Origin of the sequence: Algiphilus sp., assembly GCF_023145115.1 — a bacterium.
GTDB lineage: Bacteria > Pseudomonadota > Gammaproteobacteria > Nevskiales > Nevskiaceae > Algiphilus.
In genome coordinates this window covers 13,539-37,930 of the sequence record NZ_JAGLEJ010000040.1, presented here as the reverse complement: position 1 = coordinate 37,930, position 24,392 = coordinate 13,539, and the positions used below count along the sequence as shown (strand labels likewise).

Sequence of the window (24,392 nt, the reverse complement as noted above, 5' to 3'; positions counted from 1 at the left end):
AATGGCCGGTTAAGTTTACATGAACGGCCTCGGTCATGGTGTTCTGGCCAGCTTGCGGATGCCTTGTGTCAGGGCCACGCGCATCAGGCGCCGGATGAGCCCGCCGGTAAGGGGGATCACGCAATTGAAGCTGATCACCCAGCGAACCTCGGTGCCGCCGCCGCTCGGGGACAGCAGGATGACCGCCTGGTGATTGCGCAGCGGAGATCCGCGGGTGATCGCGTACGCGATGCGTCCCGGCGGCTCGAAGGCCGTGATCGTTTCATCGAAGTCCAGCGGCCACAAGCCGAGGGTGCGGACCGATGCGCGGCCGTTGACGTCACCCTCGCCATCGCGGGTGCGCTTGACGGGCACACCGAGCACCTTGCCGAGGTTCTCATGGTCGGCGAGCCGCGAGAACATTTCGTCCGGGGAAAGACCGACGTTCTCGACAATCTGTAGCTCTTGCACGATATTCTCACTCTCTTGTGATGTCGGATGCGCCCGGCGTGGGCGGGAACACCGAAATGCCCGGCGACCCGTCCCGGCCACCGGGCGCAGCGGTTTCGCGCCCGTTGCCTGTGCCGACCGCCATCTACCATCGGGCGGCCGGGACGGGGCAATGCGCCAGTCTACGCGGCCTGCTCGACGAGGTCGGACCTTTCCGGCAGCCCTGCGGCCTCGCGGAACCCCGCGTAAGCAGCGAGCGTGTCCCCGGTGGCAGCGAAAGCCTGCTTCCATGAACTGATCCTGGAGCGGTTGTCCGCGTCCCAGGGATGGAAATTGCGACCGTAGTACGGGAAGTAGTGCCCCAGCAGGCGCGTGAACACGCCCTTGCGGCCGAACTGGGTATCGAGGCAGCGCAGCGCCGAGCGCCAGTTGCGCAGCTGTCCATCCTTCCAGGCGAGGTACAGCATGTGGCCCTCGATCAGGGGCAGAAAGAGGGCGCTGGCGATCAGCATGCCGAGCACCCGCTGCGGATAGCTGCCGACCGCATCCTGGAATACATCGAAGGTCACCGATTTGTGCTCGGTTTCCTCGACGAAATGCCAGAACAGCATCGCCGCGATCTGCGGATCGGAGTCGTCGAGCATCTCGGGGTGATCGATGAAGACCGCCGCGATGGTGGCAGTGAAATGCTCGAAGGACGCCATCATGGAAAGATGCATGCTCGGCGGCGTGAGCCTTTCCAGCACGGCGCGGACCCGCTTGAAGTTGGCCTCCACCACATCCAGCGGCACGCCCTGCTGGATCAGCGCCCGATTCATGTCGTCGTGCTCGCGCGCGTGGTAGTGCTCCTGCTTGATGAAGGCGATGCCGGCCTTGCGCACCGACTCGTCCTTGAGCAGGGTGAGACTGCGTCGCACGCACTGCATGACCCAGCGCTCGCCGTCCGGCACTGCCGCCATGATGGAATTGAAGAAGTGGGTGGTCCAGGGATCGCCGTTGATCCAGTATCGTGGAACCTGGTCCCTGCCCAGATTGAAGCGCAGGTCGCGCGGTTCCACCTCGTCGTAGCCGATCTTTCGATTTGCAAGCGCCATCGTGAATCTCCTGCTGTGGGTAAACCTTCACGTCGTGCGGGGCTGCACTACGCAAAAAGGTAGCGCGCCAATGGCTCGGATGCAAGTGCCGGTGCGCCGCTTCGGCGGCGGCCTTGGCAGGGATGCGCTCGGCGCGGAAGCCCGCGGTCATGGCCGACCGGTGCAAGCGCGAGATCGCGGAGCCGGATTCGGACTGCCGGTCGGCGCACCGCCGCGGAGAGGGTGCCGCGACGGTGCACTGGGTGGACCGGGCGACACCGCTCTCGGGCTGATCGTGCAGCGTCGGCCAGGCCGCTCTCATCGATGAGCGCGCGCAGCATCGCTACATGGCCATTGTCGGCAACCGAGTCGGGTCACTCCACGAGCGCTTCGATTTCGACGCACGACGAACAGGGTCCTCATGTTTCGGCCATGGCTTTCTGTTGAACGTCAGTTGTGGTCGTCCCGACTGACCGGCGGGGCGCTGGCGAGGATCTCGTCGCGAGCACGGGCAGGCTGTGTCGCGGCCACGGATCGGGAGTCGGGATGGGCGCCGCGCGGCAAGCGGACTGACCGGAATGCATGAGGATTGCGAGCAGCGCCGAAACGCCGGGGCGCCGAAACGCCGGGGCGCCGGGGCGCCGGCCGAGACGCCGAGCGCAGCAGGAGAGTTCACATCCTCTCAGCCATCCGGCGCACGGGGTCGCTCGGCATTACAGGAACGCGACCAACCGAGATGGCGTGCCGGCCGATGCGCTACGTCGGCGGCAAGAAGGTGATTCTGCCCGGCTTCGATCCGGCCGGCACGCTCAGGACCATGGCCGAGCACCGCGCGACCGTCCAGTTCACGGTGCCGGCGATGTGGGCCGCGATCACGCAGGTGCCGGGCTTCGACAGTTTCGATCTGTCCTTCCCGGAAATGGCCGTGGGCGGTGGCGCGCCCTGCCCGTTGCCGATGATCGGGTTCCTGAACCAGCGAGGCGTCCCGGTCATCGAGGGCTTCGGCATGACCGAAACCGCACCGCTGTTGTCCATTCTCGACGCGGCCCACGCGACGAGCAAGGCCGGCACGATGGGGCGGATGGCGGTGCACGTCGATGCCGGCATCGTCGACGACTACGACCGTCCTGTCCCGACCGGCACCGTCGGCGAACTCGTGGCGCGCGGCCCGACATTTTCGCCGGTTGCTGGACGTGCCCGGACGCCACCGTCGAAAGTCTTCCGCAGCGGCTGGATCCACCCCGGGGATCTCGACCGCATGGATGAGGAAGGCTATATCGCCCTGGTTGATCGCAAGAAGGACATGATCATCTCAGGTGGCGAGAACGTGCATCCCATCGAGGTTGAGCCGGCGTTGTTCAAGAACCCGGCCGTTCTGGATGCCGCCATCATTCGCGGTCGTGATCCGGAATGGGGTGAGCGCGTGGTCGCCGTCGTGGTGGCCGACCCCTCGGGCGGGCAGGCACCGGAACCGGAAGAACTCATCACCTTGTGTCGTGAGCGACTGGTGCACTTCAAGTGCCCCCGGGAGGTCCACGTTGCCGACGAATTGCCATGTCATGCCACGGGCAACGTGCTCAAGACGGTATTGCGTGCGCAATACACCGGTGTCGTCGACGGCGTTGCGCTCCGCTGAACAGGCGCGGCCCGGAATCGGTGCGATGCCCCCACGCGAGGGCCGCTTCTTCCGAGTACCGGAGATCGGGGGCATGCTGCCGCGGCGGGTTGACGATCGATGTGGCAGGATCCCACGGCCCCCGGTTCCGGGAAGCGATAGCATGCGCTGTGCCTGACCGAACGGTTTCCTTCCATCGGGTGCCTGCCACTGCGCGAGCCGATGCCCGGGCGTCGCGCATCCGCTCCCCCGCCGTGAATCCAGCCAAGGCATTCTCGTCTTGGCTGGACGCGCAGCGTACCTGGAAGATGCCGCAGAAGCCGCATTGCTCCGCCTGCTGCCTCCGCCGGACCTGACCATCGTCCGGGAAGCGCTGAGCGCGGGGCCGGCCTCCATCCTGGCCGTACCCGCGGGTGCTACACGGGCTACGCCGAGACCGCCGACGCGCCGGACGTGGACAACCCTCGCTCCGGCATCCGCGACATCGTGCACGAGGACTCGCCGGCCGGCCGCCGGCTGAGGCCGCCCCTAGAGCGCCCCCGCTCAGCTCACCTTCCGGTTGTGTTCTTCCCAGAACGGCTTGCGCAGCTCGGTCTTCAGGATCTTTCCGGCGCCGCTGACCGGTAGCGACTCGTTCTGGAAGGACACGCTGCGCGGCTGCTTGTAGCCGGCGATGCGCTGCCGGCAGTGCTCGATGATCTCTTCGGCGGTCAGCGAAACGTCCGGCCCGGGCACCACCACCGCATGGACCGCTTCTCCCCACTGCTCGCTGGGCACGCCGATCACCGCGCATTCCTGAACGCCCGGGTGCTCGTAGATCGCGCCTTCGACTTCGACGCTGAACACGTTCTCGCCGCCGGTGATGATCATGTCCTTGGCACGGTCCACGATGTGGACGAAACCGTCCTCGTCCATGTAGCCGATATCGCCGGTATGCAGCCAGCCGTTGCGCAGGGTCTGCTCGGTCTGTTCCTTGAGTCCCCAGTAGCCCTGCATGACATTCATGCCGCGCGCGCAGACCTCGCCAGCCTGGCCGCGGGGCAGCTCGCGGTCCTCGTCATCCACGACAATGACTTCGACGCCGTAGGCGGGGCGCCCGGCACTGGTGAGCTTGGCGCCGCCCTCGACGTGGAAGCGCGGTTCCAGGAAGGTGATGACCGGCGCTGCCTCGGTCTGACCGTACCCCTGTGCGAGCTCGACGCCGGGCAACAGGGTCATTGCCTTCTTGAGCACCGCCTCGGGCATGGGCGAGGCGCCGTACATCAGCCGCTTCACGCTGCCGAGATCGTAGTCGCCGATGCGGCCGGAGCTCACCAGCAGGTTGACCATGGTCGGCACCAGCAACAAGTGCGTGACCCGGTGCCTTGAGGCCGTGTCGAGTACGGCCTCGACATCGAAGCGCGGCACGGCGACGTGCGTGCCGGCGCCCATCGTTACCGCGAAGGTGTTGGCCATGTCTGCGAGGTGGAACATCGGCGCGGCGTGCAGGTAGACCGACTGATCGTCGTAACCCAGGGCCGGCAGCACGTTGAGCGCGTTGTAGACGATATTGTCGTGCGAGAGCATGACGCCCTTGGACTTGCCGGTGGTGCCGCCCGTGTAGAACAGGCCGGCAAGATCGTCCCCGCCGGCGTCGGCGTCCGGCACGGGGGCGCTCTGCGCGAGCAGTCGCTCGTAATCGAGACAGCCCTCGGGGCAGGGGCCGTCGCCGATGAAGATCACGTGCTGGACGGCCGTGAGCAGTGGCCGCAGGGCGGGCAGCATCTGGGAGAAGGCGTCGTCGATCAAGAGTACAGCGCTCCCCGAGTCCTCCAGCGTGTAGGCGATCTCGGGGGGCGCGAGGCGGATATTGATCGGATTGCATGCGGCTCCTGCCCAGGCCACGCCATAGAGGTACTCGAGGTAGCGGTCGCTGTTGAGCGCCAGGATGGCGACGCGATCCGCAGCCCCGACGTCGAGCTCCTTGAGCGCCCCCGCCAGCCGCGCTACGCGCTCCTGGAACTGCTGCCAGGTCTGCCGGCGCTCGCCGAAGATGGTGGCAGTGCCGCTGGCGTTGATCTGGACCGCCCGGCGCAGGGTCTGGGTAATGAACACGATTCCTCCTCCACGTTCTGTGATTGCTTGCGATGTCGCCTAACGAATGTTAGATTGCCATGCAGTCGCGCATGAGCGCAAGCCTCCCCGGCTTCTGTGCCGGGGCCATGTGAGTCACGCACCGCGTGACGCCTGCCGGTTCTCGCCCGCGCGGGCGGTACGGGGGCAACGCGCGGATGGGGACGATGGGCGACGGAACCGTTATGCCGCGCAAGATTCATGACGTTTGGGCGCCCGGTCCGGGGTGCCGATGCCGCTTGGCCGTTAGGCTTGGCTGCGGGGCGCCGACGGCGTTCCGCGCGCCGGCCGGCAGCCGCGGACACGGTTTCCGCCCTTGCACCAACATTTCCCGAGCCGGCCAACGGCCGGCCACCAGGAGGCACGCGGGATGAAAGCCCTGCACGCGCCGCGATTCGAGGCCCCCGAAGCCATCGTCGCCGGCCTTGCCGAGCAGCAGTACGTCGCCGGCGCGCGCATTGCCACGGCGGTCTACCTCGGCATGCATCTGGAGAAACCCCTGCTGGTGGAGGGGCCTGCGGGCGTCGGCAAGACGGAGCTGGCCAATGCGCTGACCGGGATGCTCGGCGTCCCGCTGGTGCGCCTGCAGTGCTACGAGGGCCTGGACGAGGCCAAGGCCCTGTACGAGTGGAAGTACGGCAAGCAGCTGCTGTACACCCAGTTGCTGCGCGACAAGCTGAGCGAGCTGATGGCCGGGGCGGGGTCACTCGATCAGGCCATGGAGCGGCTGCTGGCGCACGACGATCTGTTCTATTCCGAGGCCTTTCTCGAGCCCCGGCCTCTGCTGCGCGCGCTGCGCGAGCCTCGAGGCTGCGTGCTGCTGATCGACGAGATCGACAAGGCCGACCCGGAATTCGAGGCCTTTCTGCTCGAAGTGCTGTCCGACTACCAGGTCTCCGTCCCGGAGCTGGGCACGCTGGCCGCCGTCACCCGGCCGATGGTGCTGCTGACCAGCAACGCCGCGCGCGAGCTGTCCGATGCGCTGCGCCGCCGATGCCTGCACCTGCACATCGACTACCCCGAGCCGGCGGTGGAGCGGCGCATCCTGCGTTTGCGCTTCCCCGAGCTGCCGGAGCGGCTCGGGGACAGTCTGGTGGCCTTCGTCCAGGGCCTGCGCGGCCTCGACCTCAAGAAGCTGCCGGCCGTCAGCGAGACGCTCGACTGGGCGCGCACGCTGATTCTGCTCAATGCCGGCGAACTGGGGGAGGATATGGTGCGCGACACTCTGGCCGCCCTGCTCAAGCACGAGGAGGATGTGACCACCGCCACCGCCGCGTTGCCGCAGGTGCTGCAGGCGGCGCGCGAGAGCGCCCGCCGTGCAGCGCACGCTTGAAGGGTTTCTCCGGGCGCTGCGCGGCAGCGGCCTGGAGTCAGGGCTATCGGAGCGCCTCGAAGCTTACCAGGCCGCCGTGCTGGTTGGTCTCGATGACCGCGGCCGGCTGCGCGAGGCGCTGGGGGCCACGTTGGCCAAGAACGCCGAGCAGCGCGCGCTCTTCGACCAGGTCTTCGAGCGCTTTTTCGCCTTCGACCTGTTCCAGCCCGAAGCCGGCGAGGCGGCCGGCGGCGTGGCCCCCGATGATGCCGCGCCTAGCGAGCAACCGGCCGATACGCTGCTGCGCATGATCGAGACCGGCGACCGCGCCGGATTGGCGCGGCGCCTGCGCCAGGCCGAAGAATCCGTTGGTCTGGCCGGGGGCTGGCTGCCGACGCAGCGCGGCCTGTACACGCGGCGCATGCTCGACGCCATGGGCGCGCCCGCCCTGGCAGCTGAGCAGATCGAGCAGGAGGCGGCAGCGGCCGACGGCTCCGCGCCGGCGCAGGCGCGCCTGCAGCGGCTGCGCCGGGGGCGCGAACGCCTGTTCGTCGAGGTGCGCGGGTATGTCTCCGAGCGCCTGCAGCTCAACGGCAGCGCCTCGCTCGAACAGCTGCGCGACGGTCTGCTTGCCGACGCTCCGCTGGCGCGCATCGACCGGCGCGACTTCGAGCGCATGCGCCAGCTGGTGCAGCGGCTCGCGCGCCGGCTGGCCGCACGCCATGCCCGGCGCCTGCGCCGCCAGCGTCGCGGCCGGCTCGACCTGCGGCGCACGCTGGCGCGCAATGCGCCCTATGGTGGGGTGCCCTTCGAAACCTGCTGGCGGCGGCGCCGCATCGACAAGCCTCGGCTCATCGTCGTCTGCGACGTGTCGCGCTCAGTACAGGCGCACGCACGCTTCCTGCTGCTGCTGGTCTACGGGCTGCGCGAACTGCTGCCGGATCTGCGCAGCTTCGCCTTCACCGATCATCTGGTCGACATCAGCGCCCGCTTCGACGCCGATCCGCCGCAGCTCGCCATCGAGGGCGTGCTCGACCAGGTCGGCGGCAGCGGTACCAACTACGGCAGCATGCTGCGCGACTTCGCGGTGCGCGAGCTGCCCGGGGTGGATCGCCGCAGCGCGGTGATCTTTCTCGGCGATGCGCGCAACAACCGTGCGGCCCCGGAAACCGCGGTGCTGCGCAGCCTGCGGCAGCGGGCACGGCGCGTGGTCTGGCTCAACCCCGAGCCGCGCAGCCATTGGGGCCTGGGCGACTCCGAAATGCTGCGCTATGCGTCGTGCTGCGACGCGGTGCACGAGTGCGGGACGCTCGGCCAGCTGGCGCGGGCGGTCGACCAGCTGCTGACCAAGGCTGCGTAGCGCGCGTCCGGCGCTGCGGCGCCCTCCTTCTTCCCTCCACCTGCTGATCGGAGTTCCCTCAGATGAACACCAATCCCCTCCTGCGCGGCACCCGCGTGCTGGATCTTTCACGCCTGCTTCCCGGCCCCTTCGCCACGCTGTACCTGGCCCAGCTCGGCGCCGAGGTCATCAAGATCGAGGAGCCGGGCACCGGCGACTACGCGCGGCAGATGCCGGGGCTGTTCGAGCAGGTCAACCGCGGCAAGAAGTCCGTGGTCCTGGACCTGCGTCAGGCCGCGGATGTGGAGCGCTTCAAGGCCATGGTGGCCAACGCGGACGTGGTTGTCGACACCTTCAGACCGGATGTGATGCCCAAGCTCGGCTGCGGCTATGACACGCTCAAGACCATCAATCCGCGCCTGGTCTACGCGGCCCTCACCGGCTACGGCCACAGTGGCCCCTACCGCGACCGGCCCGGCCATGACATGAACTATCGCGGCTACGCCGGCGAGCTGGAACAGAGCGGCCCTGCCGACGGCGCGCCGCTGGTCGGCGGTTTCCAGGTGGCCGACCTCGCCGGTGGCGGCCTGTCCTGCGCCATCGGCATCCTGGCTGCGCTGAACGGCGTGCGTGCCGGCGGGCCAGGCTGTTTCGTCGACGTGGCCATGCTCGACTGCACGCTGGCGCTGCAGGTCGCCACCCTCGCCGAGTTGCGCGAGCTGGGCCGGCCGCCGCGCCGGGGCGGCGGTCTGCTCTCCGGCGCCATGCCCAATTACCAGGTCTACGAGTGTGCCGACGGTCGCTACCTCGCCCTGGGGGCCTTCGAACGGAAGTTCTTCGTCAACTTCTGCAAGCTCGCCGGCCGCCCCGATCTGCTCGAACTGCCGCATGCGCCGGGTCCGGAGAGCCTCCCGCTGCGCGAAGCGGTGGCCGAGCTGGTCCGGACGCGCAGCCGGGACGAGTGGGAGTGCCTGCTCGCCGGCGAGGACACGTGTGCGTCGGCGATCCTGAGCATGGACGAGGTGCTGGAGAACGAGCAGGTGCGCGCCCGCGAGCTGATCCAGTGGGCCGAGGGCAAGCCGGCCTTCGGCATGCCCATCCGCTTCGACGGCGAGGCCCGGCCTGCGCTGGATCCGAGCCCGGCGCTGGGCGAGCACGACGAGGACCCGCCCGCCCGCTGAAGCGCATCCGTCGGCGCATCCCCTACCGCCCGCTGCAGCGGGTCGGCGCCGCGGCGCATCGCCATCTACGGGGCCTTGCTCCGCACGCGCCACACCGAGCGCGTTGCGGTCCGCGAGCTTGACGGGTTGGGGGGGGGGCAGCCCCGATTGTCGCGGAGACGGCAGGTACGACGCCGAAGGACCGCCACCGGCCACGGGCGACCGTTGCCGGCCCGGTCGGCATCAGGCTACTTCGGGGAGTAGGTCGGTTCCGAAGATCAGGCGTTCGCGGAAGGCCAGGTAATCCTGCGCGGCTTTCGCCGGGGTCTCCAGCATGGGGATGTGGCCGACGCCCCTGAGCACCGTCGCGCTGCTGTTGGGCAGCAGTTCGCGCAGCACGCGCACGCAGTCGACATGAATCAGGCGGTCTTCCTCACCCCAGAGAATGTGCGTGGGCGTGGGCAGTTCCTTGAGCCGTTCCTCCAGGTGCGGGGATTCCTCCAGAATGTCCGCGAACTGGCGCTGGCGCAGCGCGCTCGCGGCCAGCGCGCGGCGCGCCATCGCGTTGAGCACCAGAGCTGGGATCGGAGGCGGCCTGGACATGGCGTAGCGCAGGACGGTGCCGAATTGCTCGGGGGTCTGGGGCAGCAGCGGGTTGTGGCCGCCGGACTCGAGGGTTCTCAGCAACTCGCTTGGCTCGGCGGTGAAGATGCCGGCGCTGTCGATCAGCCACAGGCTGGCCAACTCGTCCGTGTACGTTGCCGCGTACAGTGCGGCGATATAGCCACCCATCGAATTGCCGCCCAGGTGCGGTTGCATCACTCCCAGGTCGGCGAGAAAGCCGCGCAGCCGCTCGACGTGGTCCTGGACGCGGTAGCGCAGCGCGGCTGGTGCCTCGCTTTCGCCGAAGCCGGGCAGGTCCGGCACGATGATGCGGAAACGGCCGCGCAGGTGGCGGCACATGCGGGTCCAGTTGGACTTGTCGCCGCCGAATCCGTGGAGCAGCACCAGCGGCGTCCGGTCGCCGCCGCTGTCGAGGTACACCCAGTTCAGCCCGCCGCTGCGCCGCTCGCGGCGTCTGAGCCCGGCGCAGATCTGTTCGGCGTGCGTCGCGACGTCGACCGCGGTGTCGGACAGCAGATTGGGGATGGTCTTCATGACAGTACTCCTTCGCTGGCGGCACTCAGCCGCCGTAGAGATCGCTGTAGCGCTCGCGCAGCGGCTGCTTCTGCACCTTGCCGGTGCTGGTCATCGGCAGCGTCTCGAGCTGGTGGATGGCCTTGGGGACCTCGAAGCCGCCGAGGTGGGCCTTGCAGTGCTCGAGCAGTTCGGTCTCGCTTGGTGAGCAGCCGGGCTTGAGGGTCACGAAGGCCGTGACCGCTTCGATCCAGCGCGCGTGCGGCAGACCGACGGCGGCGGCATTGGCCACGTCCGGATGCTGCAGCAGTACCGCCTCAACCTTCACCGAAGGCACGTTCTCGCCGCCGGTCTTGATCATGTCCTTCTTGCGGTCCTTGAACAGCAGCTGGCCGTCGTCGTCCCACATGCCGAGGTCGCCGGTATGGTGCCAGTCGAAGGCACGCGCGTTGGCGGTCGCCTCCGGGTCACGGTAGTAGCCGAGCATGACGTTGGGGCCGCGGTGGACGATCTCGCCGACCTCTCCGCGGCCGAGCAGGCGGCCTGCGTCGTCCATGACCGCGGTATCGTTGAGCACCGAGCTCACGCCCCAGTACGGCCCGAAGCGGCGCAGTTGCTCTTCCGGCCGGAAAGCCACCGTGAGCGGGTACATCTCGGTCTGCCCCGAGGCCAGCATGAAGTTGGGGCAGAAGCATTCGATCAGCCGCCGCAGCAGGCTCTCCGCCATCGGCGCCATCGCGTACAGGCAGGTGCGCAGGCTCGACAGGTCGCGCTGCGCGAGGTCGGGGTGCTCCAGCATTGCCTGATACATCAGTGGCAGGGCGAACAGGCGCGTGATGCCTTCGCGCTCGATGGCATCGAGCACCTCCGCTGGATCGAAGCCGCGCATCAGGATCGTGGTCGCGCCGGCCATCAGCGAGGTGCACAACAATGTGTGCTGGGCGCAGTGGAACAGTGGCAGCACGGCGTTGGCGGTGTCGTCGCGGTGCAGCCCCAGCTCGACGGCGTTGGCGAGCGCCGCCATCACCACCGCCAGATGGCATTGCATGACCCCCTTGGGGCGCCCGGTCGTGCCGCTGGTGTACATGATCTGGGCGACGTCGCGGTCGCCGATCGCGACCTCCGGCGCACGTGCGGACTGGGCTTCCCGCGCCGCGGTGAATTCGGCATAGATGCCATCGGCCGCGCCTTCCACGATGAAGCGGCTGCGCACGGGGATGTCGTCGAGCAGCTCGCGCAGACCGGGGCGGGCCAGCACGGCGGCGTCGACCAGCAGGCAGCTGGCCTGCGCGTGCTCGAGGATGTAGCGCACATCGTCCAGGCCCAAGCCAGTGTTGATCGGCACCCAGATCAGACCGGCGCGGTGGATGCCGAAGAAGGCAGTCACGAAATCGGCCGAATTGTTGCACAGCGTCGCTACCCGCTCGCCCGGTGCAGGGCCGGTCGCCAGCAGCGCGTTGGCGGCTGCCGACACGCGCTCGTCCAGCGCGCCGTAGCTCAGGCGCGTGCCGCCGTCCACCAGGGCCGTGCGTGCGGGATCGCGCTGCGCCGTGCGCCGCAGGAAGTCGCCGATGGCCACGCGCGACAGGATCGCGGGCGGTGGCTCAATGCCGCCCATTACCGGCGCTGGGCTGGGGGTCGTCGTTGCGGTCGTCATCGTCAGTTCCTCAGGTTGTCGTCCGGCTCACGAGTCGGCTCGGGGGCGGCCGCCTCCCGTTCGAAGTCTCCGCTGGGGGCTTGCCCGGCCCAGCCCGACATGCCGGGATAGACCTCGGCCCAGACGCGGAAGATGTCCTCTACCGGCACGTCGACATGGCTGCCGCGATCGCGCAGGTACTCCATGTGCTGGCGGCCGGAGCGGTCGATGGGATGAAACACCGAGTCCTCGATGCCGTCGAACTCCAGGGCGTGGATGCCGGCCTTGTCGCACAGGCTTCTGTTGAACGCCGGCGTGCACTTGCGCCAGCGCTGCTCAACCCACAGCTCGGTATAGCCGTGGTAGACGAACTCGTCCGTACCCATCATTGCGCGCAGGCGCGGGCTGGTGAGATGGTTGCGCACGTCGGCGAAGCGCAGGCGCGCCGGTATGCCGGCGGCGCGGGAGACGGCGGCGAGTAGTGTGGCCTTGCCGATGCAGAAGCCGGCGCCGGCTTCGAAGACCTCGCTGGCCTTGAAGCAGCGCCCGGACATTTCAATGGTGTAGGGGTCGTAGCGGAAACCGTCGCGCACCGCGTAGTACAGCGCCACGGCGCGCTCGCGGGCATCGCTCAGGCCCTCGGTCACACCCGCGGCCAGATCGCGGATGCCCGGATGATCGGCCTCGACATGCGGGCTGGGCGCCAGGCAGGCCGCGAGAGGGTCGGCCTGCTCCATGGTCCGGTCGGCCTGGCTCATTGCAGGCACCGGGGCACGGTGGCGAGGGGGAAGCCGTCGAAGGGCGTGGAACGGTTCGTGGGGACCGGCTTCCAGGTGTGGCGGGCGTTGGGTACGCCGCCGTCCACCCGGATGCTGGACCCGTTGATGAAGGCGGCGCCCGGCGACAGCAGAAACACGATGGCGGCGGAAACCTCCGCCTCGTTGCCGTAACGGCCCAGTGGCACCTTGTTCTTGAGCTGCCGCAGCTCGGCCTGCATGGCCTCGTCATAGGTGTCGAAACCGCTGGAGGCGATCCAGCCGGGCGCTACCGCGTTGACCCGCACACCGGACTGCGCCCACTCGCAGGCGGTGGTCTCGGTGAAATTGAGCATGCCGGCGCGCGCCGCCCCGGTATGCGCCATCGTCGGCATTCCGCCCCAGATGTCGGCGATGATGTTGACAATGCTGCCGCCGTGCGCCTCCATCCACTGGGTGTAGGCTTCGCGCGCGACGATGAAGCCGCCGGTGAGGTTGTTGCGGATCACTGCCTCCCAGCCCTTGGTGCTCAGGTCCCTGACCGCGGAGGGGTACTGGCCGCCGGCATTGTTGACCAGGCCGTGAATGCCGCCATGGCGCTCGATGACTTCGGCGATCATCTGGCGCACCATCGATTCCTCGCGGATGTCGCAGGCATGGCAGCTCACACGGCCGCCGGCGGCCTCGATCTCGCCGCGCACCGTCTCCAGTTTTTCGGGCTTGCGGCCGACGATGGCGACGCTGGCACCGAGGCTGGCGAGTTCGTGCGCGGTGCAGCGACCGATGCCACTGCCTCCGCCGGTGACGATCACGGTCTGATCCGCGAACAGATCGGAACGATAGATGGAACGGTATTTCATGAAAGCCTCCTCGACGGCTCGTTGAAGGGGTCAGCGCATCAGCACGTTCATCACGGCGACCGCGATGGGCTTGTCGGGCGCCGTCTGCCAGGCCTCGATGCGCAGATTGCTGACGCGCTTGCCGAGCTTGACCGGGTAGACATTGGCGTAGGTGTCCTGCGGGCGCCCGGAAAGCAGGTAATCGATGGCGAAGTCGATGGTCTTGGGGACGGCCAGCGCTTCGCCGCCCCACAACAGGTGCAGAATGCCGGCGCATTCCATGTAGCCGCCGATGGCGCCGCCGTGCAGGGCCGGCAGGGCCGGATTGCCGATGAGCTTCTGTTCGAAGGGCATCACGCAGGTGAAGGATTCACCGCGTACCTCCACGCGCAGGCCCAGCATGCGGCTGAAGGGCAGGGTCTGCGGCAGCGCGGCCCAGTCGCCGCGGCTGCGGATATCGGTGAGGGTGTCGGCGAGGTTCATGAGGGCTTCTGCGCTTCGGTGAAGGCGGGCTTGCCCGCGGTGAACATGAAGATGCCGACGCTGGTGGAGAGGGGGTTGTCGGCATCGTCGTCGTAGGCCTGGCCGCGGACGAAGGCCAGCTCCTGGGTGAGCTTGTAGCAGTTCGCTGACGCGTAGACCTTGCGATGCGGCTGTGCCGGGCGCAGGTAGTCGATGCGCAGGTCCAGCGTGGCCATCGGCACGAACTTCCTGGTCCGGAAGTACACCGAGAAGCCGAAGCACACGTCCATGAGCGCGGTGATGGCGCCCCCGTGCAGCACACCGCTGTCGGGATCGCCGACCAGATCGTCGCGGTAGGGCAGGGCGATGACGCAGCCGCTGTCGGAGGCCGATACGGCTTCCATGCCCAGTAGGCCGGTATAGGGGGCAATGGCGAGGAACTGGTTCCAGGCTTCGGGGCGGTTGTGGTCGGTCATATGGGCAATGTTCGGTAGGGAAGGGGGGTACGTTCGCGGGCCGGCCGGTGCGCCGCGCGGGCACACGGCCGACGGACGGGGGCACAGCGGTCTGGCGATCTCCTCCGTGCCTGCCTCAGTGACGCCGCCGAAGGCGGTTGGCGATGGGTGTCCGAGACGGTCATCCGGTCTTCACGAAGCGGCGGGCGACGCGAAGGCTCTTCGAGTCCTGCTGGAAGGGCTAGATTGCGATCCCGTGTGGCCCTGCGAGGCATCGGCCTGCGGCGCCACCTCGCTGGCCATGAGGCGGCGCAGCGTCTCGCGGAAGCACGTGTGGTCGATGGTCGAAATGGGCGAATCGTTCATGACGGTGCGGGGAAAGGGGACGGCGGAACGGTCGGGGCCGGTCAGGGTGCCGAAGCGCAGGCGCTGTCGGCGGTCTTGCCGTGACGGAAGGCCTTGAGCGCGCCGCTGTGCATGACGCGGCCCATCAGTGGCCGGCCGATGATGTCCTCGGCCAGGCGCGCGGCCTCGATCAGCGCCTCCAGGTCGATGCCGGTTTCGATGCCCAGCTCGTGGCACAGGAAGACCATGTCCTCGGTGCAGATGTTGCCCGAGGTGTGGCGCGCCTTGTGGCCGGCGAAGGGGCATCCGCCCAGGCCGGCGACGGAGGCATCGAACAGCGTGACGCCCATCGACAGCGCGGCGTAGACGTTGGCTCCGCCCAGGCCGCGGGTATCGTGCAGGTGCAGGCCGATCCTTGCCTCGGGCGCGAGCTCGCGCACCGCACCGATGCGGCGCTTGACCTCCTCGGGGCTGGCCCAGCCCATGGTGTCGGCCAGATAGAGCGGAGGAATCGGCAGCCCGCGATCCCGGAACAGGCCGATGGCGTGGCGGAAGGCGTCGAGCACGCTGTCCAGCGCCACCGGGCCGCCGAGATTGCAGCCCCAGGCGGTCAGCACGTAGACCTTCTGCACGGTTGCGCCATCGGCCAGATAGCGGTCCAGCCACGCTTCCTGCTCGGCGCGCATGTCCAGGGCCGTGCGGTTGTTGTTGCGCAGGGCGAAGGCATCGGTGAGGTAATACATCAGCGGCGCGTGGTTGAAGGCGCCCTCCACCGCGCGGGCCTTCCGGTAGCCGGACTCGTTAAGCCACAGCAGGGTGTAGCGGACCCCGGGCCTGCGCTCGAGCTCGGCGAACAGCTCGAGGGTGTCGGCCATCTGCGGCACCTTGCGCGGATTGACCAGCGAGCCGACCTGGATCTGGCGCAGTCCAGTGGCGGACAGCGCATCGAGCAACGCGATGCGCCGCTCGCGCGGGTAGGTGAGCGGCTCCATCTGAAAGCCCTCGCGCACACCCTCCTCGTGGAACTCGACGGACTTCGGAAAATCGCTCATCGCGGGTCTCCTGTTCGGGCTCAGCGGCGCTGAAAGGCGGGCTTGCGCCGGGCGCGCAGGGCCCGCCTGCCGGCGTTGGAGCTGGCGCGCGGTTCCCTGAGGCCCAGTGCGACGACGGATTGGCCGCTGATCGCGCGGGGCGGACACTCCGCCGCACTGGCGAGCGGGGCGTGGTCGCGGACGGTCTGGCCAAGCGGTGCGGCCGGTCGCAGCACGTAGCTGACCTTGATGGGGCCCAAGGGATCGGTGCGCTCGTGCTTCTGGTCGTCGGGCTTGAGCCGCTCCCGCGCGCATCATCGGGCGGTGTCGCGCAGAACACGCTGATCGTCGTTGAGCACCATGATTGCTTGCCTCGGATGGAGCGGAGGGCCGGGTCGCGTCGCGGCAATTGATGTAGTATACCGAACTATCGTTAGGTAGTTTACGCAAACCTGAACAACAGCAACATGAGGAGACCTACATGAGCGATATGCGCTATGACGGCAAGGTCGCGGTGGTGACGGGCGCGGGGCAAGGGCTGGGGCGCAGCCATGCGCAGTTCCTGGCTTCGCGCGGCGCCAAGGTCGTGGTCAACGATCTTGGCGGCGCCACCGATGGCAGCGGGGCTTCGCAGACGCCCGCACAGAAGGTCTGCGACGAGATCCGTGCGGCCGGCGGCGAAGCCATCGCCAATTACGACTCGGTCTCGACCGAGGCGGGTGCGCAGGCCGTGATCGGCACCGCCATCGACGCCTTCGGGCGCATCGACATCCTGGTCAACAATGCCGGCATCCTGCGCGACAAAGCCTTCAAGAATGCCACCGAGGCGGACATCCGCCCGGTCATCGACGTTCATCTCTACGGCACCCTCTGGTGCACGCGCGCGGCCTGGAACCGCATGCTGGAGCAGGGCTACGGCCGGGTGGTCAATACGACCTCGGCGGCCGGCCTGTTCGGCAACTTCGGGCAGACCAACTACGGCGCGGCCAAGATGGGCATCGTCGGTTTTTCGCGCGCCGCTGCCATCGAAGGCGCCAAGGCCAACGTCAAGGTCAACGTCATCGCCCCGGCCGCGCGCACGCGCATGACCGAGGAATTGCTCGGCCCGATGGCGGAGAAGCTCAATCCGGAGCAGGTGACGCCGGTGGTGGGCTATCTGGCGCACGAGTCCTGCGAGCCCAGCGGCGAGATCTTCAGTTGCGGCGGTGGCCGTGTCGGACGCATCTTCGTCGGCGCGATTCCCGGTTATTTCAATCCACAGCTCACGGTCGAGAACGTGCGCGATCATCTCGCCGAGATCCGCGACACCTCGTCCTTCGAGGTGCCGGCGAACGCGATGGACGAGATCGGCCTGCTGATGAAGGTCGGCACCGGCCGCTGATCGGTCGGCGGCGCAGGCGGTGCCAAGAGGAGGAGGAATGCCATGCTGATCCGAAGGGCTATGCGACAGGGTGTGCGATTCGGGCTGCGGCCGGTGTTCTCGTCGCGGGTGCCGCTGCTGGTTCAGCGCAGCTACATCGCCCTTGCCGCGACAGCCTTTCCGCGCGCTGCGGGCACGCAGGATGTCGAGCACTACCTGGGCGGCGTGCTGTCGCGCCGCATGATTCCGGCGTCCGCGCCCGGCGGCATGGCCGTGATGTACCTGCACGGTGGCGGCTATGTGCTGGGCTCGCCGGCCACGCATGCGGGATTGGTCTCGCATCTGGCACGGGCCGCAGGCTGCGAATGCTTCGTCGTCGACTACCGGCTCGCGCCCGAGCATCCCGCACCGGCGGCGCTCGACGATGCCGTCGACGCCTGGGCCGCCCTGACGCGCTCGCACTCGGCCGTGGCTCTGGCCGGCGATTCCGCGGGCGGCGGCCTGGCGCTGGCCACCGCCATCGCTGCCCGCGATAGGGGGCTGCCGGCGCCGCGCGCGCTGGCGCTGATCTCGCCCTGGGCGGACCTCAGCCTGTCGGGACTGAGCATGACCACCCATGCGACTCGGGATCCGATGCTCAGCCGTGACTGGCTCGCCTGCGCCGCGCGCCACTATGCCGGATCGGCGCTGACCGATCCACGGGTCTCGCCGCTGTTCGCCGAGCTCGGCGGTCTGCCGCCGACGTGTATCGATGTCGGCAGCGAGGAGGTCCTGTTCAGCGATGCCGCGCGCCTGGAGGGTCGGTTGCGTGAAGCGGGGGTGCCGGTGCAAAGACAGGTCTGGAACGGCCTCTGGCACGATTTCCAGCTGCACGCCGGCCAGTTGCAGGAAGCCGACAGCAGCATTGCCGGGCTGGGCGGCTTCCTGCGCAAGGCGCTGACGCAGCAGCCGACGGTCGCGGATCGCAGCCAGCCGCGCGAAGAACCGCAAGCTTCTCCGCAGGAGATTGCATCATGAACGCCCCGACATCCGCTGCAGCGCTTCATACGCGCGAGCACCATGACGCCGCACGCATGCCGCGGGTCATCATCCTCGGCGCCGGCATGTCCGGTCTGCTCGCCGGCATACGGCTGCGCAAGGCCGGCATCGAGGACTTCACCATCTACGAGAAGGGCCAGGATGTCGGCGGCACCTGGCGCGAGAACCGCTACCCGGGCCTGGCCTGCGATGTACCGGCGCATTACTACACCTACAGCTTCGAGCCCAACCCCGACTGGCATCACCGCTTTGCACGCGGCCCCGAGATTCAGAACTACATGCGGCACGTGGCCGAGAAATACGATCTGCGTCGCCACATCGTCTTTGGTGAAGAGGGCGCGCAGGCCCGTTTCGACGGTCGCCGCTGGCAGCTTGAGTTGCGCAGCGGCAGGCAGGACAGCGCGGAGTTCCTGATCGCCGCCTGCGGCTTTCTGCACCATCCGAGCGAGCCGGACATTCCCGGCCTCGACAGCTTCGCCGGCGCCCGCTTCCATTCGGCGCGCTGGGATGACAGCGTCGACCTCAAGGACAAGCGCATCGGCCTGATCGGCACCGGCTCCACCGGCGTGCAGATCGCCTGCGCGGTGTCGCGGTTGCCCTGCACGCTGAACGTGTTCCAGCGTACCCCCCAATGGGTCTTTCCGCTGCCGGATCGTCAGTACTCGCTGGTCGAGCGCGAGCTGGTCACGCAGGTTCCCGCGCTGGCGCGCCTGGCCTACGGCCTCTATGACGAGCTGTTCGACGCGCTGTTCTCCCGGGCGATGATCCGGCCTGGTCCGCAGCGCCGGTTGATCGAGGCCGCCTGCCACTGGAATCTGCGCCGCGTGCGCGATCCGGAGCTGCGCCGGCGCCTGACGCCGGACTATCAGCCGATGTGCAAGCGCATCGTGATGTCCTGGGAGTACTACGAGGCGATGCAGCGCCCGAACGTGAAGCTGGTCACCGAGGGGATCGAGCGCGTGGTGCCAGAGGGCATCGTCACCGTCGACGGTCACACGCATCCGCTCGATGTTCTGGTTCTGGCCACCGGCTTCAGGACCCACGAATACATGCGCCCGCTCGAGCTCATCAACGCGCAGGGCCTCAGCCTCAGCTCGCTGTGGGACGAACGCGGCCCGCACGCCTACAACAGCCTGGCGATTCCTCAGTTCCCCAATTTCTTCCTGCTCGGCGGTCCGAACAGCCCGTTGGCCAATGGCTCGGTGATTCTCTACACCGAAGCCCTGGTTGACTACGTCATGCAATGCATCGACCTGTACCGGCGCGGTGCGCTTGACACCCTGGCACCCACCCAGGCCGCCACCGATGCCTTCTATGACCAGCTGCGGCACGATATGGACGGCACGGTGTGGGTCACCGGATGCCAGAACTGGTACATCGGCAAGGACGGACTGCCCGAGGTCTGGCCGCGCCGCCCGCGCGAGTTCAACGCGCTGCTGGCGAGGCCGCGGCTGGAGGACTTCGAGATCTCGCGTCCCACGGTGGAGACCGCATAGCGGCCACGCCCGCGGACCTGCAGCACCGGTTCATCCGCCGATCGGCTGCGCGCTGATCACCCGCCTGCCGCGGAGCCGCTGCGCGTACCGGCGCCTGCCGCGCGACCTGTCGTCGCCGGCCCTATGGGCTCGAGGCCGGCCATCGCTGGCCGGCCACCGAGCGCTCGAATGGCGCCTCCTCAGGCGGTTTGCGTGAGCAGTTCGCGATAACGCTGGCGCAGCTCGTTCTTGAGAATCTTGGCCATCGCGTTCTTGGGCAGCTCGTCGACGAAGACCACGTGCCGCGGGCACTTGTAGTCGGCCAGGTGCTCGCGGCTGTAGGCGTTGATCCGCTCGGGGTCCAGCGCACCAGCGCCTGCTTCAGCGTCGCCCCGTGGCACGATCACGGCGAGGATGTCCTCACCCAGATCGGGATGTGGAATGCCGACGACAGCGGCTTCGAGGACCTCCGGGATGTCCAGCAGTACGCGCTCGACTTCGACGGCGAAGATGTTGTAACCGCCGCGCAGCACCATGTCCTTCTTGCGGTCGGTGATGTAGACGAAGCCTTCGGCGTCGAGGTAGCCGACGTCGCCGGTGTGCAGCATGCCGCTACGCCACAGCTCGGCGCTGAGGGCATCGTTCTTGTAGTAGTGCCGGTGCGAGACGTCGGAGCGAAAGCAGATCTCCCCGACCTCACCTTGCGGCAAGGGCCGATCGTCATCGTCTACGATCACGGCTTCGCAGCCGGCCGGCCGGCCCACGCACCCGGGTCGGTTCAGAATCTCCTGCGGGTCGGGGCCCAGCATGCAGGCGGCGCCCAGGCCACCCTCGGTAAGTCCGTAGGCGTTCAGCATGCGCACATCGGGCCAGACCTGCAGCATCTTGCGCACGGTGTCGGGCTGGATCGGTGCGGCGCCGAAGAACACGAACTGCAGGGAGCTGTAGTCATGCTGGCCCAGGCTGGGGTGCTTCATCGCCAGATTGAGCATGGTCGGCACCCCCATGATCGAGGTCGCGCGGTACTTCTCGATGCTCGCGAGCAGGGTTTCCGGATCGAAGCGCGGCAACGCCACCTGGGTGATGCCGGCGCGCGCGCACATCAGCATCAGCCCGTGACAGCCAGTGAAGCCGAACAGCGGAACGGCGTGCAGCAGGCGCTCGCCGAACAGTGCCGCCAGCGCCTGGGTGATGCTCGGCTGGCCGGGAGGTGCGGGCTGGTCGGCGAGATTGCCCTGCGGCACCAGCACGCCCTTGGGCATGCCGGTCGTGCCCGAGGTGTAGAGCAGGTCGGCCGGGTCCTCCATGTCCGGTGCGGGCTCCAGCGGCGGCACGTCGATGGGGCCCTCGTGGAGAAGGTCCCCCAGTGCCTCAAGGCCCTCCACCGGGGCGGTGCCGGTGACCAGCCAGCTGTGCAGCTTCAGGTCACTGCGGGATGAACCCGACAACGCGGCGAAGTGCGCGGTGTGCGCGTCGCCGCAGATCAGCGCGACGGCATCGCTGTGCGCCAACACGTATTCCTTCTCGGGCGCAGCCCAGCGCACGTTCATCGGCACCGGAATGGCGCCGAGCTTGTGGATGCCGAAGTAGCTTGCGGTGAAATGCGCTGCCTGCGCGTTGTCCAACGCCATTGCGACGGTGTCGCCGCGGCACACGCCGCGCTGATACAGGCGCGTGGCGATGCGCCCCGCCGCTTCGTCGAGCTCGCGGAAGCTGAGCTCACCATCGGCGGCGATGACGGCGGGCTTGTCGGGGGTCTGCGCGACGTTGCGCAGCAGCAGGTCGATGACGGCCATGGGGGTCTCCTCCTTGGGGTGTATCTCGCATAGCGAGGTCGATGTCCCTCCCGCGCAGGGGGGGGCGTCCGCGGCGGCGGACGGTGGGGTGAGGGCGGCCATTTCGGGCGCGAGATTCATTCTGGGCTACGGTTCGCGGCATGGCCGTTGGCAGGGCTGTGGTGAATGCGGTGCTAGCGTTTCGCGGAAACCGCTGCGCCGGGGGCGAACTCGCTGACGCGATAGCCGGCCTCGCGCGGAATCCGCAGGCGCGGTCCCTGCTCGGTCGCCACCAGCTCTGGCAGCACGCGCACCACAGGCTGCGCGCGCGCGGCGGCAACGGCCTCCGCGACGCTGTCGCTGTAGCCCAGACGCTGCAGGTTGAGCCGCGTGGGCGCGATGACGGTGCGCTGGCCGGCCTCGGCCTGCGCCAGCGCGTCGGCCGGGCGGATCCACACCGAGTCCACCAGCTCGTGGCCGTCGTGGCGCGCCAGCTGGCGCGCCGGGGGCGAGGCCAGGAAAAAGTGCGTGTCGAAACGCTTGGGCATCATCGTCGGGGTCACCCAATGGGCAAAGTGCACCAGCGACTCGCAGGCAAGCTCCAGGTTCTCCGCCCGCAGCATGTCGCCGATGCCCAGCTCGCCACGATCGAGCGGGCTGCGGTAGTGATCCAGGCGCTCCAGTCGTTCCGGGCCGATGAGCGCGCGGCTGCCACGCTCGCGCGCCAGCAGCAGGGCACATTCTTCGAAGGCCTCGCGCAGCGCGGCGATGCGTAGGGCGGCCTGCTCCTCGCTCAGGTCCTCGAGCCCGCTGGTGCGCTCGCGCGCCAGCGGCTCGCGGTCGCCGGGCGCGATCTTGCCGCCGGGGAAAACCAGTGCGCCGGAGGCGAAGTCGATCTCGTGATGGCGTACCACCATGAACACTTCCAGCCCCTGTGCGCCCTCGCGCAGCAGCAGGAGCGTGGCGGCTGGCTTGGCAGCGACCGGTGTGGAGGGGGAGGGTGTGGTCATGATGGCAGTGCTCCGGTGGGTCGCATGGTCCCGGGCGCATCGTTCAGCCCGTCGGTGGTCATGGCGTTCGCGCTCATCGGCGGCATCTTCAACGGCCCTTCCACTGCGGCTTGCGCTTCTCGGCGAAGGCCTTGGGCCCTTCGGCGGCGTCTTCGCTGGAATAGACGTGACGCTCGTAGTAGTCCCAGGCCGCCTGCAGGCCCGACTCGCAGCCCAGCGTGGTGGCGTCCTTGAGCACCTTCTTGCCGGCCATGACGGACAGCGGGGCAGCGTCGGCGATCTTGCGCGCCAGTTCGCGCGCGCGGGCCTGCACGGCGTCGTCGCTGTCCTCCAGGTAATTGAGGAAGCCGACAGCGTGGAGGCGCTCGGCCGGCAGCATCTCTCCGGTGAGCACGGTTTCCATCAACTGCGCCTGCGGCATCATCCACAGCAGCGGCACCGCCCAGGGCGAGCCGCGGCCGACCTTGACTTCGGTGATGCCGCCGCGGGTGCCGGCGAGGCCCACGCGCAGGTCGCAATTGAGAGCGAGCATCATGCCGCCGGCCGGGAAGTGGCCGTTGATCGCCGCTATAAGCGGTTTGCGCACCTTGCCGATGCCTTCGTTGCGCAGGTCGGCAAAGAACTCGAGAATGTCCTTGCCGGTTTCGGCTTTCAGGCGCGCCGCCTCGCGCAGGTCCATGCCGGCGCAGAAGGTGCCGCAGTAACTGCCGGTGAGGATGGCCACGCGCACCTCGGGATCGGCGTCGATGCGCTGCCAGGTGTCGGCAAGCAGGTGCGTGAGCTGCGGGGAGAGTGCGTTGCGGCGCTCGGGACGGTTGAGGATCACGGTCGCGATGCCGTCCTCGACCGTGTAGAGGAGTTCCTGGCTGTCAGTCATGGAGAGGTCTCATGGGAATGTGCGCCGCGCGCGGCGGCCAGGTCACGGAACCGCCGATGGCGGGCAATGGACGAAGCCGCCGCGGGGCCGATTGGGGCGGTCGCTCGCCGCGGGCCGGCAAGGATGCCTGCCGCGGAAAGGTCGGCAGCCCGTCGGGCGCTCATGGCGCGGGCACCCGGCTGAGCACGGTGGAGGCCCACGAAAGCCCGACCCCGAAGCCGGACAGCGCGACGTGGTGGTCCTCCGGCAGCAGGTGATCGGCCAGCACGATGGGGATCGACGAGCTGACGGTGTTGCCGTATTCAGCTGCATGGAACTGCGTGCGGTCGGCGAGGCCCAGCGCTTCGCCGATGTTCTCGACGACCACGCGGCTGCCCTGATGGAGGACCACCCGGTCGATCTGTTGCGGGTGCAGGCCGTTGATGCGCAGTGCCCGGCGCAGGCTGCCGGGAACCGCATTCATGGAAAATTGCAGAATGGCGCGGCCATCCATGAACAGCTTGCCGCTCGCGGCATCCACCTTCAGCGAGTCGGCGCGGCGTCCCTCGGTGCCGAAATCGAAGCGTCCCAGGCACCACGTCGGCTGGTCGCTCAGCAGCGTGGCGGCGGCCCCGTCGCCGAACAGCAGCGCCGTGCGCTTGTCATCCGGATCCACGATCTTCGAGTAAGGGTCCGCGGTGATCAGCAGTCCGTGGCGCAGGCCGTTGGACTGCATGAAGCTGCTCACGATCGACAGGCCGTAAACGTAACCGGAACAGCCCAGGCCGACGTCGAAGACGGCGCAGCGCGGCGTCAGGCCGAGTCGCGCATGGACCAGCGCAGAGCAGTGCGGCAGGCCGCGGCCGTCCGGGTTCTGAGTGACCACCACCAGGCAGCCGATCTGTTCGCGCTCGACCCCGCCGCGCGCGAACAGCCTTTCGGCAGCCGACGTGGCGAGGTCCGACGTGTCCTGTTCCGCCTCACGGCAAGCGATCCGCTGCACGCCGATGCGCCGCTCGAGGGTGGCCGGCGGCACGCCCAGCCGCTCGGCGCGCGCCGCATTGCCAATCCGCCAGGGCGGCAGGACGTAGGCGATGTCGGCGATGCCGATCATGGCGTGCCTCGGTCCGCGGACCTGCGCGGCCCGCGACGATGCACGGGGGGTGTCTCCGCCGGTT

General features: G+C 68.4%; 21 protein-coding genes. 7 read left to right on the top strand and 14 right to left on the bottom strand.

The genetic code is table 11. From position 1 onward, the window contains the following. Positions 1-33 precede the first annotated feature (33 nt). Both KAH28_RS13750 and KAH28_RS13745 read right to left on the bottom strand, forming a co-directional pair. A complete protein-coding gene (locus tag KAH28_RS13750; protein WP_290577537.1) occupies positions 34-720 on the bottom strand; it encodes an SRPBCC family protein in 687 nt (228 codons plus the stop codon). Then, a complete protein-coding gene (locus KAH28_RS13745; RefSeq protein WP_290577535.1) occupies positions 612-1,523 on the bottom strand; it encodes a metal-dependent hydrolase in 912 nt (303 codons plus the stop codon). Before KAH28_RS13745 ends, KAH28_RS13750 begins: the two co-directional genes overlap by 109 nt. A gap of 730 nt (positions 1,524-2,253) precedes the next feature. Between KAH28_RS13745 and KAH28_RS13740 the strand changes: the two genes are divergently transcribed. After that, the gene (locus KAH28_RS13740) at positions 2,254-3,138 is read left to right on the top strand and encodes an AMP-binding protein (protein ID WP_290577533.1); all 885 of its coding nucleotides are present in this window, start codon (positions 2,254-2,256) and stop codon (positions 3,136-3,138) included. 522 nt (positions 3,139-3,660) lie between these two features. Here the strand turns inward: KAH28_RS13740 and KAH28_RS13735 are convergent. Continuing rightward, on the bottom strand, positions 3,661-5,211 hold the full coding sequence (locus KAH28_RS13735) for a long-chain-fatty-acid--CoA ligase (protein WP_290577531.1): 1,551 nt from the start codon (positions 5,209-5,211) through the stop codon (positions 3,661-3,663). A 388-nt stretch (positions 5,212-5,599) separates the two neighbouring features. Here KAH28_RS13735 and KAH28_RS13730 point away from each other — a divergent pair, with 388 nt between their 5' ends. The 3 genes from KAH28_RS13730 (at position 5,600) to KAH28_RS13720 (ending at position 9,061) form a co-directional block, all read left to right on the top strand. Continuing rightward, positions 5,600-6,562 (top strand): MoxR family ATPase, encoded by a 963-nt coding sequence (locus tag KAH28_RS13730; protein ID WP_290577529.1) that lies wholly within the window; start codon positions 5,600-5,602, stop codon positions 6,560-6,562. Next, the gene (locus KAH28_RS13725) at positions 6,546-7,901 is read left to right on the top strand and encodes a VWA domain-containing protein (protein ID WP_290577527.1); all 1,356 of its coding nucleotides are present in this window, start codon (positions 6,546-6,548) and stop codon (positions 7,899-7,901) included. The genes KAH28_RS13730 and KAH28_RS13725 overlap by 17 nt, the downstream gene beginning before the upstream one ends. Positions 7,902-7,963: 62 nt before the next feature. Next, complete coding sequence (locus KAH28_RS13720; RefSeq protein WP_290577525.1) at positions 7,964-9,061, top strand: CoA transferase; 1,098 nt, start codon at positions 7,964-7,966, stop codon at positions 9,059-9,061. Positions 9,062-9,283: 222 nt separating this feature from the next. Here the strand turns inward: KAH28_RS13720 and KAH28_RS13715 are convergent, their stop codons facing one another. The 7 genes from KAH28_RS13715 to KAH28_RS13685 all read right to left on the bottom strand — a co-directional run bounded on the left by KAH28_RS13715 (position 9,284) and on the right by KAH28_RS13685 (position 15,721). Next, the gene (locus KAH28_RS13715; protein WP_290577523.1) at positions 9,284-10,198 is read right to left on the bottom strand and encodes an alpha/beta hydrolase; all 915 of its coding nucleotides are present in this window, start codon (positions 10,196-10,198) and stop codon (positions 9,284-9,286) included. Positions 10,199-10,223: 25 nt separating this feature from the next. Beyond that, entirely contained in the window at positions 10,224-11,795 is a 1,572-nt protein-coding gene (locus KAH28_RS13710) for an AMP-binding protein (protein WP_366918201.1), read from the bottom strand. 41 nt (positions 11,796-11,836) lie between these two features. Beyond that, positions 11,837-12,571: a transglutaminase domain-containing protein gene (locus KAH28_RS13705; protein ID WP_290577519.1), complete on the bottom strand. Its 735-nt coding sequence runs from the start codon at positions 12,569-12,571 to the stop codon at positions 11,837-11,839. After that, the gene (locus KAH28_RS13700) at positions 12,568-13,428 is read right to left on the bottom strand and encodes an SDR family oxidoreductase (RefSeq protein WP_223055049.1); all 861 of its coding nucleotides are present in this window, start codon (positions 13,426-13,428) and stop codon (positions 12,568-12,570) included. Before KAH28_RS13700 ends, KAH28_RS13705 begins: the two co-directional genes overlap by 4 nt. A 30-nt stretch (positions 13,429-13,458) precedes the next feature. Further along, positions 13,459-13,890 (bottom strand): PaaI family thioesterase, encoded by a 432-nt coding sequence (locus tag KAH28_RS13695; RefSeq protein WP_223055050.1) that lies wholly within the window; start codon positions 13,888-13,890, stop codon positions 13,459-13,461. Next, the gene (locus KAH28_RS13690; protein ID WP_223055051.1) at positions 13,887-14,345 is read right to left on the bottom strand and encodes a PaaI family thioesterase; all 459 of its coding nucleotides are present in this window, start codon (positions 14,343-14,345) and stop codon (positions 13,887-13,889) included. Before KAH28_RS13690 ends, KAH28_RS13695 begins: the two co-directional genes overlap by 4 nt. 386 nt (positions 14,346-14,731) lie before the next feature. Next, positions 14,732-15,721 carry a hydroxymethylglutaryl-CoA lyase gene (locus KAH28_RS13685; protein WP_223055053.1) on the bottom strand — a complete coding sequence of 330 codons (990 nt, stop codon included), beginning with the start codon at positions 15,719-15,721 and terminating at the stop codon, positions 14,732-14,734. A gap of 460 nt (positions 15,722-16,181) precedes the next feature. Here KAH28_RS13685 and KAH28_RS13680 point away from each other — a divergent pair, with 460 nt between their 5' ends. Genes KAH28_RS13680 through KAH28_RS13670 form a run of 3 tightly spaced genes read left to right on the top strand, consistent with a single transcriptional unit; the run spans position 16,182 to position 19,594 of the window. Continuing rightward, the gene (locus KAH28_RS13680; RefSeq protein ID WP_223055054.1) at positions 16,182-17,081 is read left to right on the top strand and encodes an SDR family oxidoreductase; all 900 of its coding nucleotides are present in this window, start codon (positions 16,182-16,184) and stop codon (positions 17,079-17,081) included. 42 nt (positions 17,082-17,123) lie between these two features. After that, entirely contained in the window at positions 17,124-18,077 is a 954-nt protein-coding gene (locus KAH28_RS13675; protein WP_223055055.1) for an alpha/beta hydrolase, read from the top strand. After that, on the top strand, positions 18,074-19,594 hold the full coding sequence (locus tag KAH28_RS13670; protein ID WP_290577517.1) for an NAD(P)/FAD-dependent oxidoreductase: 1,521 nt from the start codon (positions 18,074-18,076) through the stop codon (positions 19,592-19,594). Before KAH28_RS13675 ends, KAH28_RS13670 begins: the two co-directional genes overlap by 4 nt. A 179-nt stretch (positions 19,595-19,773) precedes the next feature. Here KAH28_RS13670 and KAH28_RS13665 read toward each other — a convergent pair whose 3' ends face one another. From KAH28_RS13665 to KAH28_RS13650, 4 genes are all read right to left on the bottom strand, one after another. Then, positions 19,774-21,369: a class I adenylate-forming enzyme family protein gene (locus KAH28_RS13665; protein ID WP_290577515.1), complete on the bottom strand. Its 1,596-nt coding sequence runs from the start codon at positions 21,367-21,369 to the stop codon at positions 19,774-19,776. 173 nt (positions 21,370-21,542) lie between these two features. After that, positions 21,543-22,358 carry a hypothetical protein gene (locus KAH28_RS13660; RefSeq protein ID WP_290577513.1) on the bottom strand — a complete coding sequence of 272 codons (816 nt, stop codon included), beginning with the start codon at positions 22,356-22,358 and terminating at the stop codon, positions 21,543-21,545. 88 nt (positions 22,359-22,446) lie between these two features. Beyond that, positions 22,447-23,235, bottom strand: a complete 789-nt coding sequence (locus KAH28_RS13655; protein ID WP_223055059.1) for an enoyl-CoA hydratase-related protein — start codon at positions 23,233-23,235, stop codon at positions 22,447-22,449. Positions 23,236-23,395: 160 nt separating this feature from the next. After that, positions 23,396-24,328 carry a ketoacyl-ACP synthase III gene (locus KAH28_RS13650; RefSeq protein WP_223055060.1) on the bottom strand — a complete coding sequence of 311 codons (933 nt, stop codon included), beginning with the start codon at positions 24,326-24,328 and terminating at the stop codon, positions 23,396-23,398. Positions 24,329-24,392: the final 64 nt, after the last annotated feature.

Coding starts and splice junctions, on each gene's coding strand:
- KAH28_RS13750 (WP_290577537.1), bottom strand. CDS start 720: ATGGAAGCAGGCTTTCGCTGCCACCGGGGACACGCTCGCTGCTTACGC.
- KAH28_RS13745 (WP_290577535.1), bottom strand. CDS start 1,523: ATGGCGCTTGCAAATCGAAAGATCGGCTACGACGAGGTGGAACCGCGC.
- KAH28_RS13740 (WP_290577533.1), top strand. CDS start 2,254: ATGCGCTACGTCGGCGGCAAGAAGGTGATTCTGCCCGGCTTCGATCCG.
- KAH28_RS13730 (WP_290577529.1), top strand. CDS start 5,600: ATGAAAGCCCTGCACGCGCCGCGATTCGAGGCCCCCGAAGCCATCGTC.
- KAH28_RS13720 (WP_290577525.1), top strand. CDS start 7,964: ATGAACACCAATCCCCTCCTGCGCGGCACCCGCGTGCTGGATCTTTCA.
- KAH28_RS13715 (WP_290577523.1), bottom strand. CDS start 10,198: ATGAAGACCATCCCCAATCTGCTGTCCGACACCGCGGTCGACGTCGCG.
- KAH28_RS13710 (WP_366918201.1), bottom strand. CDS start 11,795: ATGGGCGGCATTGAGCCACCGCCCGCGATCCTGTCGCGCGTGGCCATC.
- KAH28_RS13705 (WP_290577519.1), bottom strand. CDS start 12,571: ATGAGCCAGGCCGACCGGACCATGGAGCAGGCCGACCCTCTCGCGGCC.
- KAH28_RS13700 (WP_223055049.1), bottom strand. CDS start 13,428: ATGAAATACCGTTCCATCTATCGTTCCGATCTGTTCGCGGATCAGACC.
- KAH28_RS13695 (WP_223055050.1), bottom strand. CDS start 13,890: ATGAACCTCGCCGACACCCTCACCGATATCCGCAGCCGCGGCGACTGG.
- KAH28_RS13690 (WP_223055051.1), bottom strand. CDS start 14,345: ATGACCGACCACAACCGCCCCGAAGCCTGGAACCAGTTCCTCGCCATT.
- KAH28_RS13685 (WP_223055053.1), bottom strand. CDS start 15,721: ATGAGCGATTTTCCGAAGTCCGTCGAGTTCCACGAGGAGGGTGTGCGC.
- KAH28_RS13680 (WP_223055054.1), top strand. CDS start 16,182: ATGAGCGATATGCGCTATGACGGCAAGGTCGCGGTGGTGACGGGCGCG.
- KAH28_RS13675 (WP_223055055.1), top strand. CDS start 17,124: ATGCTGATCCGAAGGGCTATGCGACAGGGTGTGCGATTCGGGCTGCGG.
- KAH28_RS13670 (WP_290577517.1), top strand. CDS start 18,074: ATGAACGCCCCGACATCCGCTGCAGCGCTTCATACGCGCGAGCACCAT.
- KAH28_RS13665 (WP_290577515.1), bottom strand. CDS start 21,369: ATGGCCGTCATCGACCTGCTGCTGCGCAACGTCGCGCAGACCCCCGAC.
- KAH28_RS13660 (WP_290577513.1), bottom strand. CDS start 22,358: ATGACCACACCCTCCCCCTCCACACCGGTCGCTGCCAAGCCAGCCGCC.
- KAH28_RS13655 (WP_223055059.1), bottom strand. CDS start 23,235: ATGACTGACAGCCAGGAACTCCTCTACACGGTCGAGGACGGCATCGCG.
- KAH28_RS13650 (WP_223055060.1), bottom strand. CDS start 24,328: ATGATCGGCATCGCCGACATCGCCTACGTCCTGCCGCCCTGGCGGATT.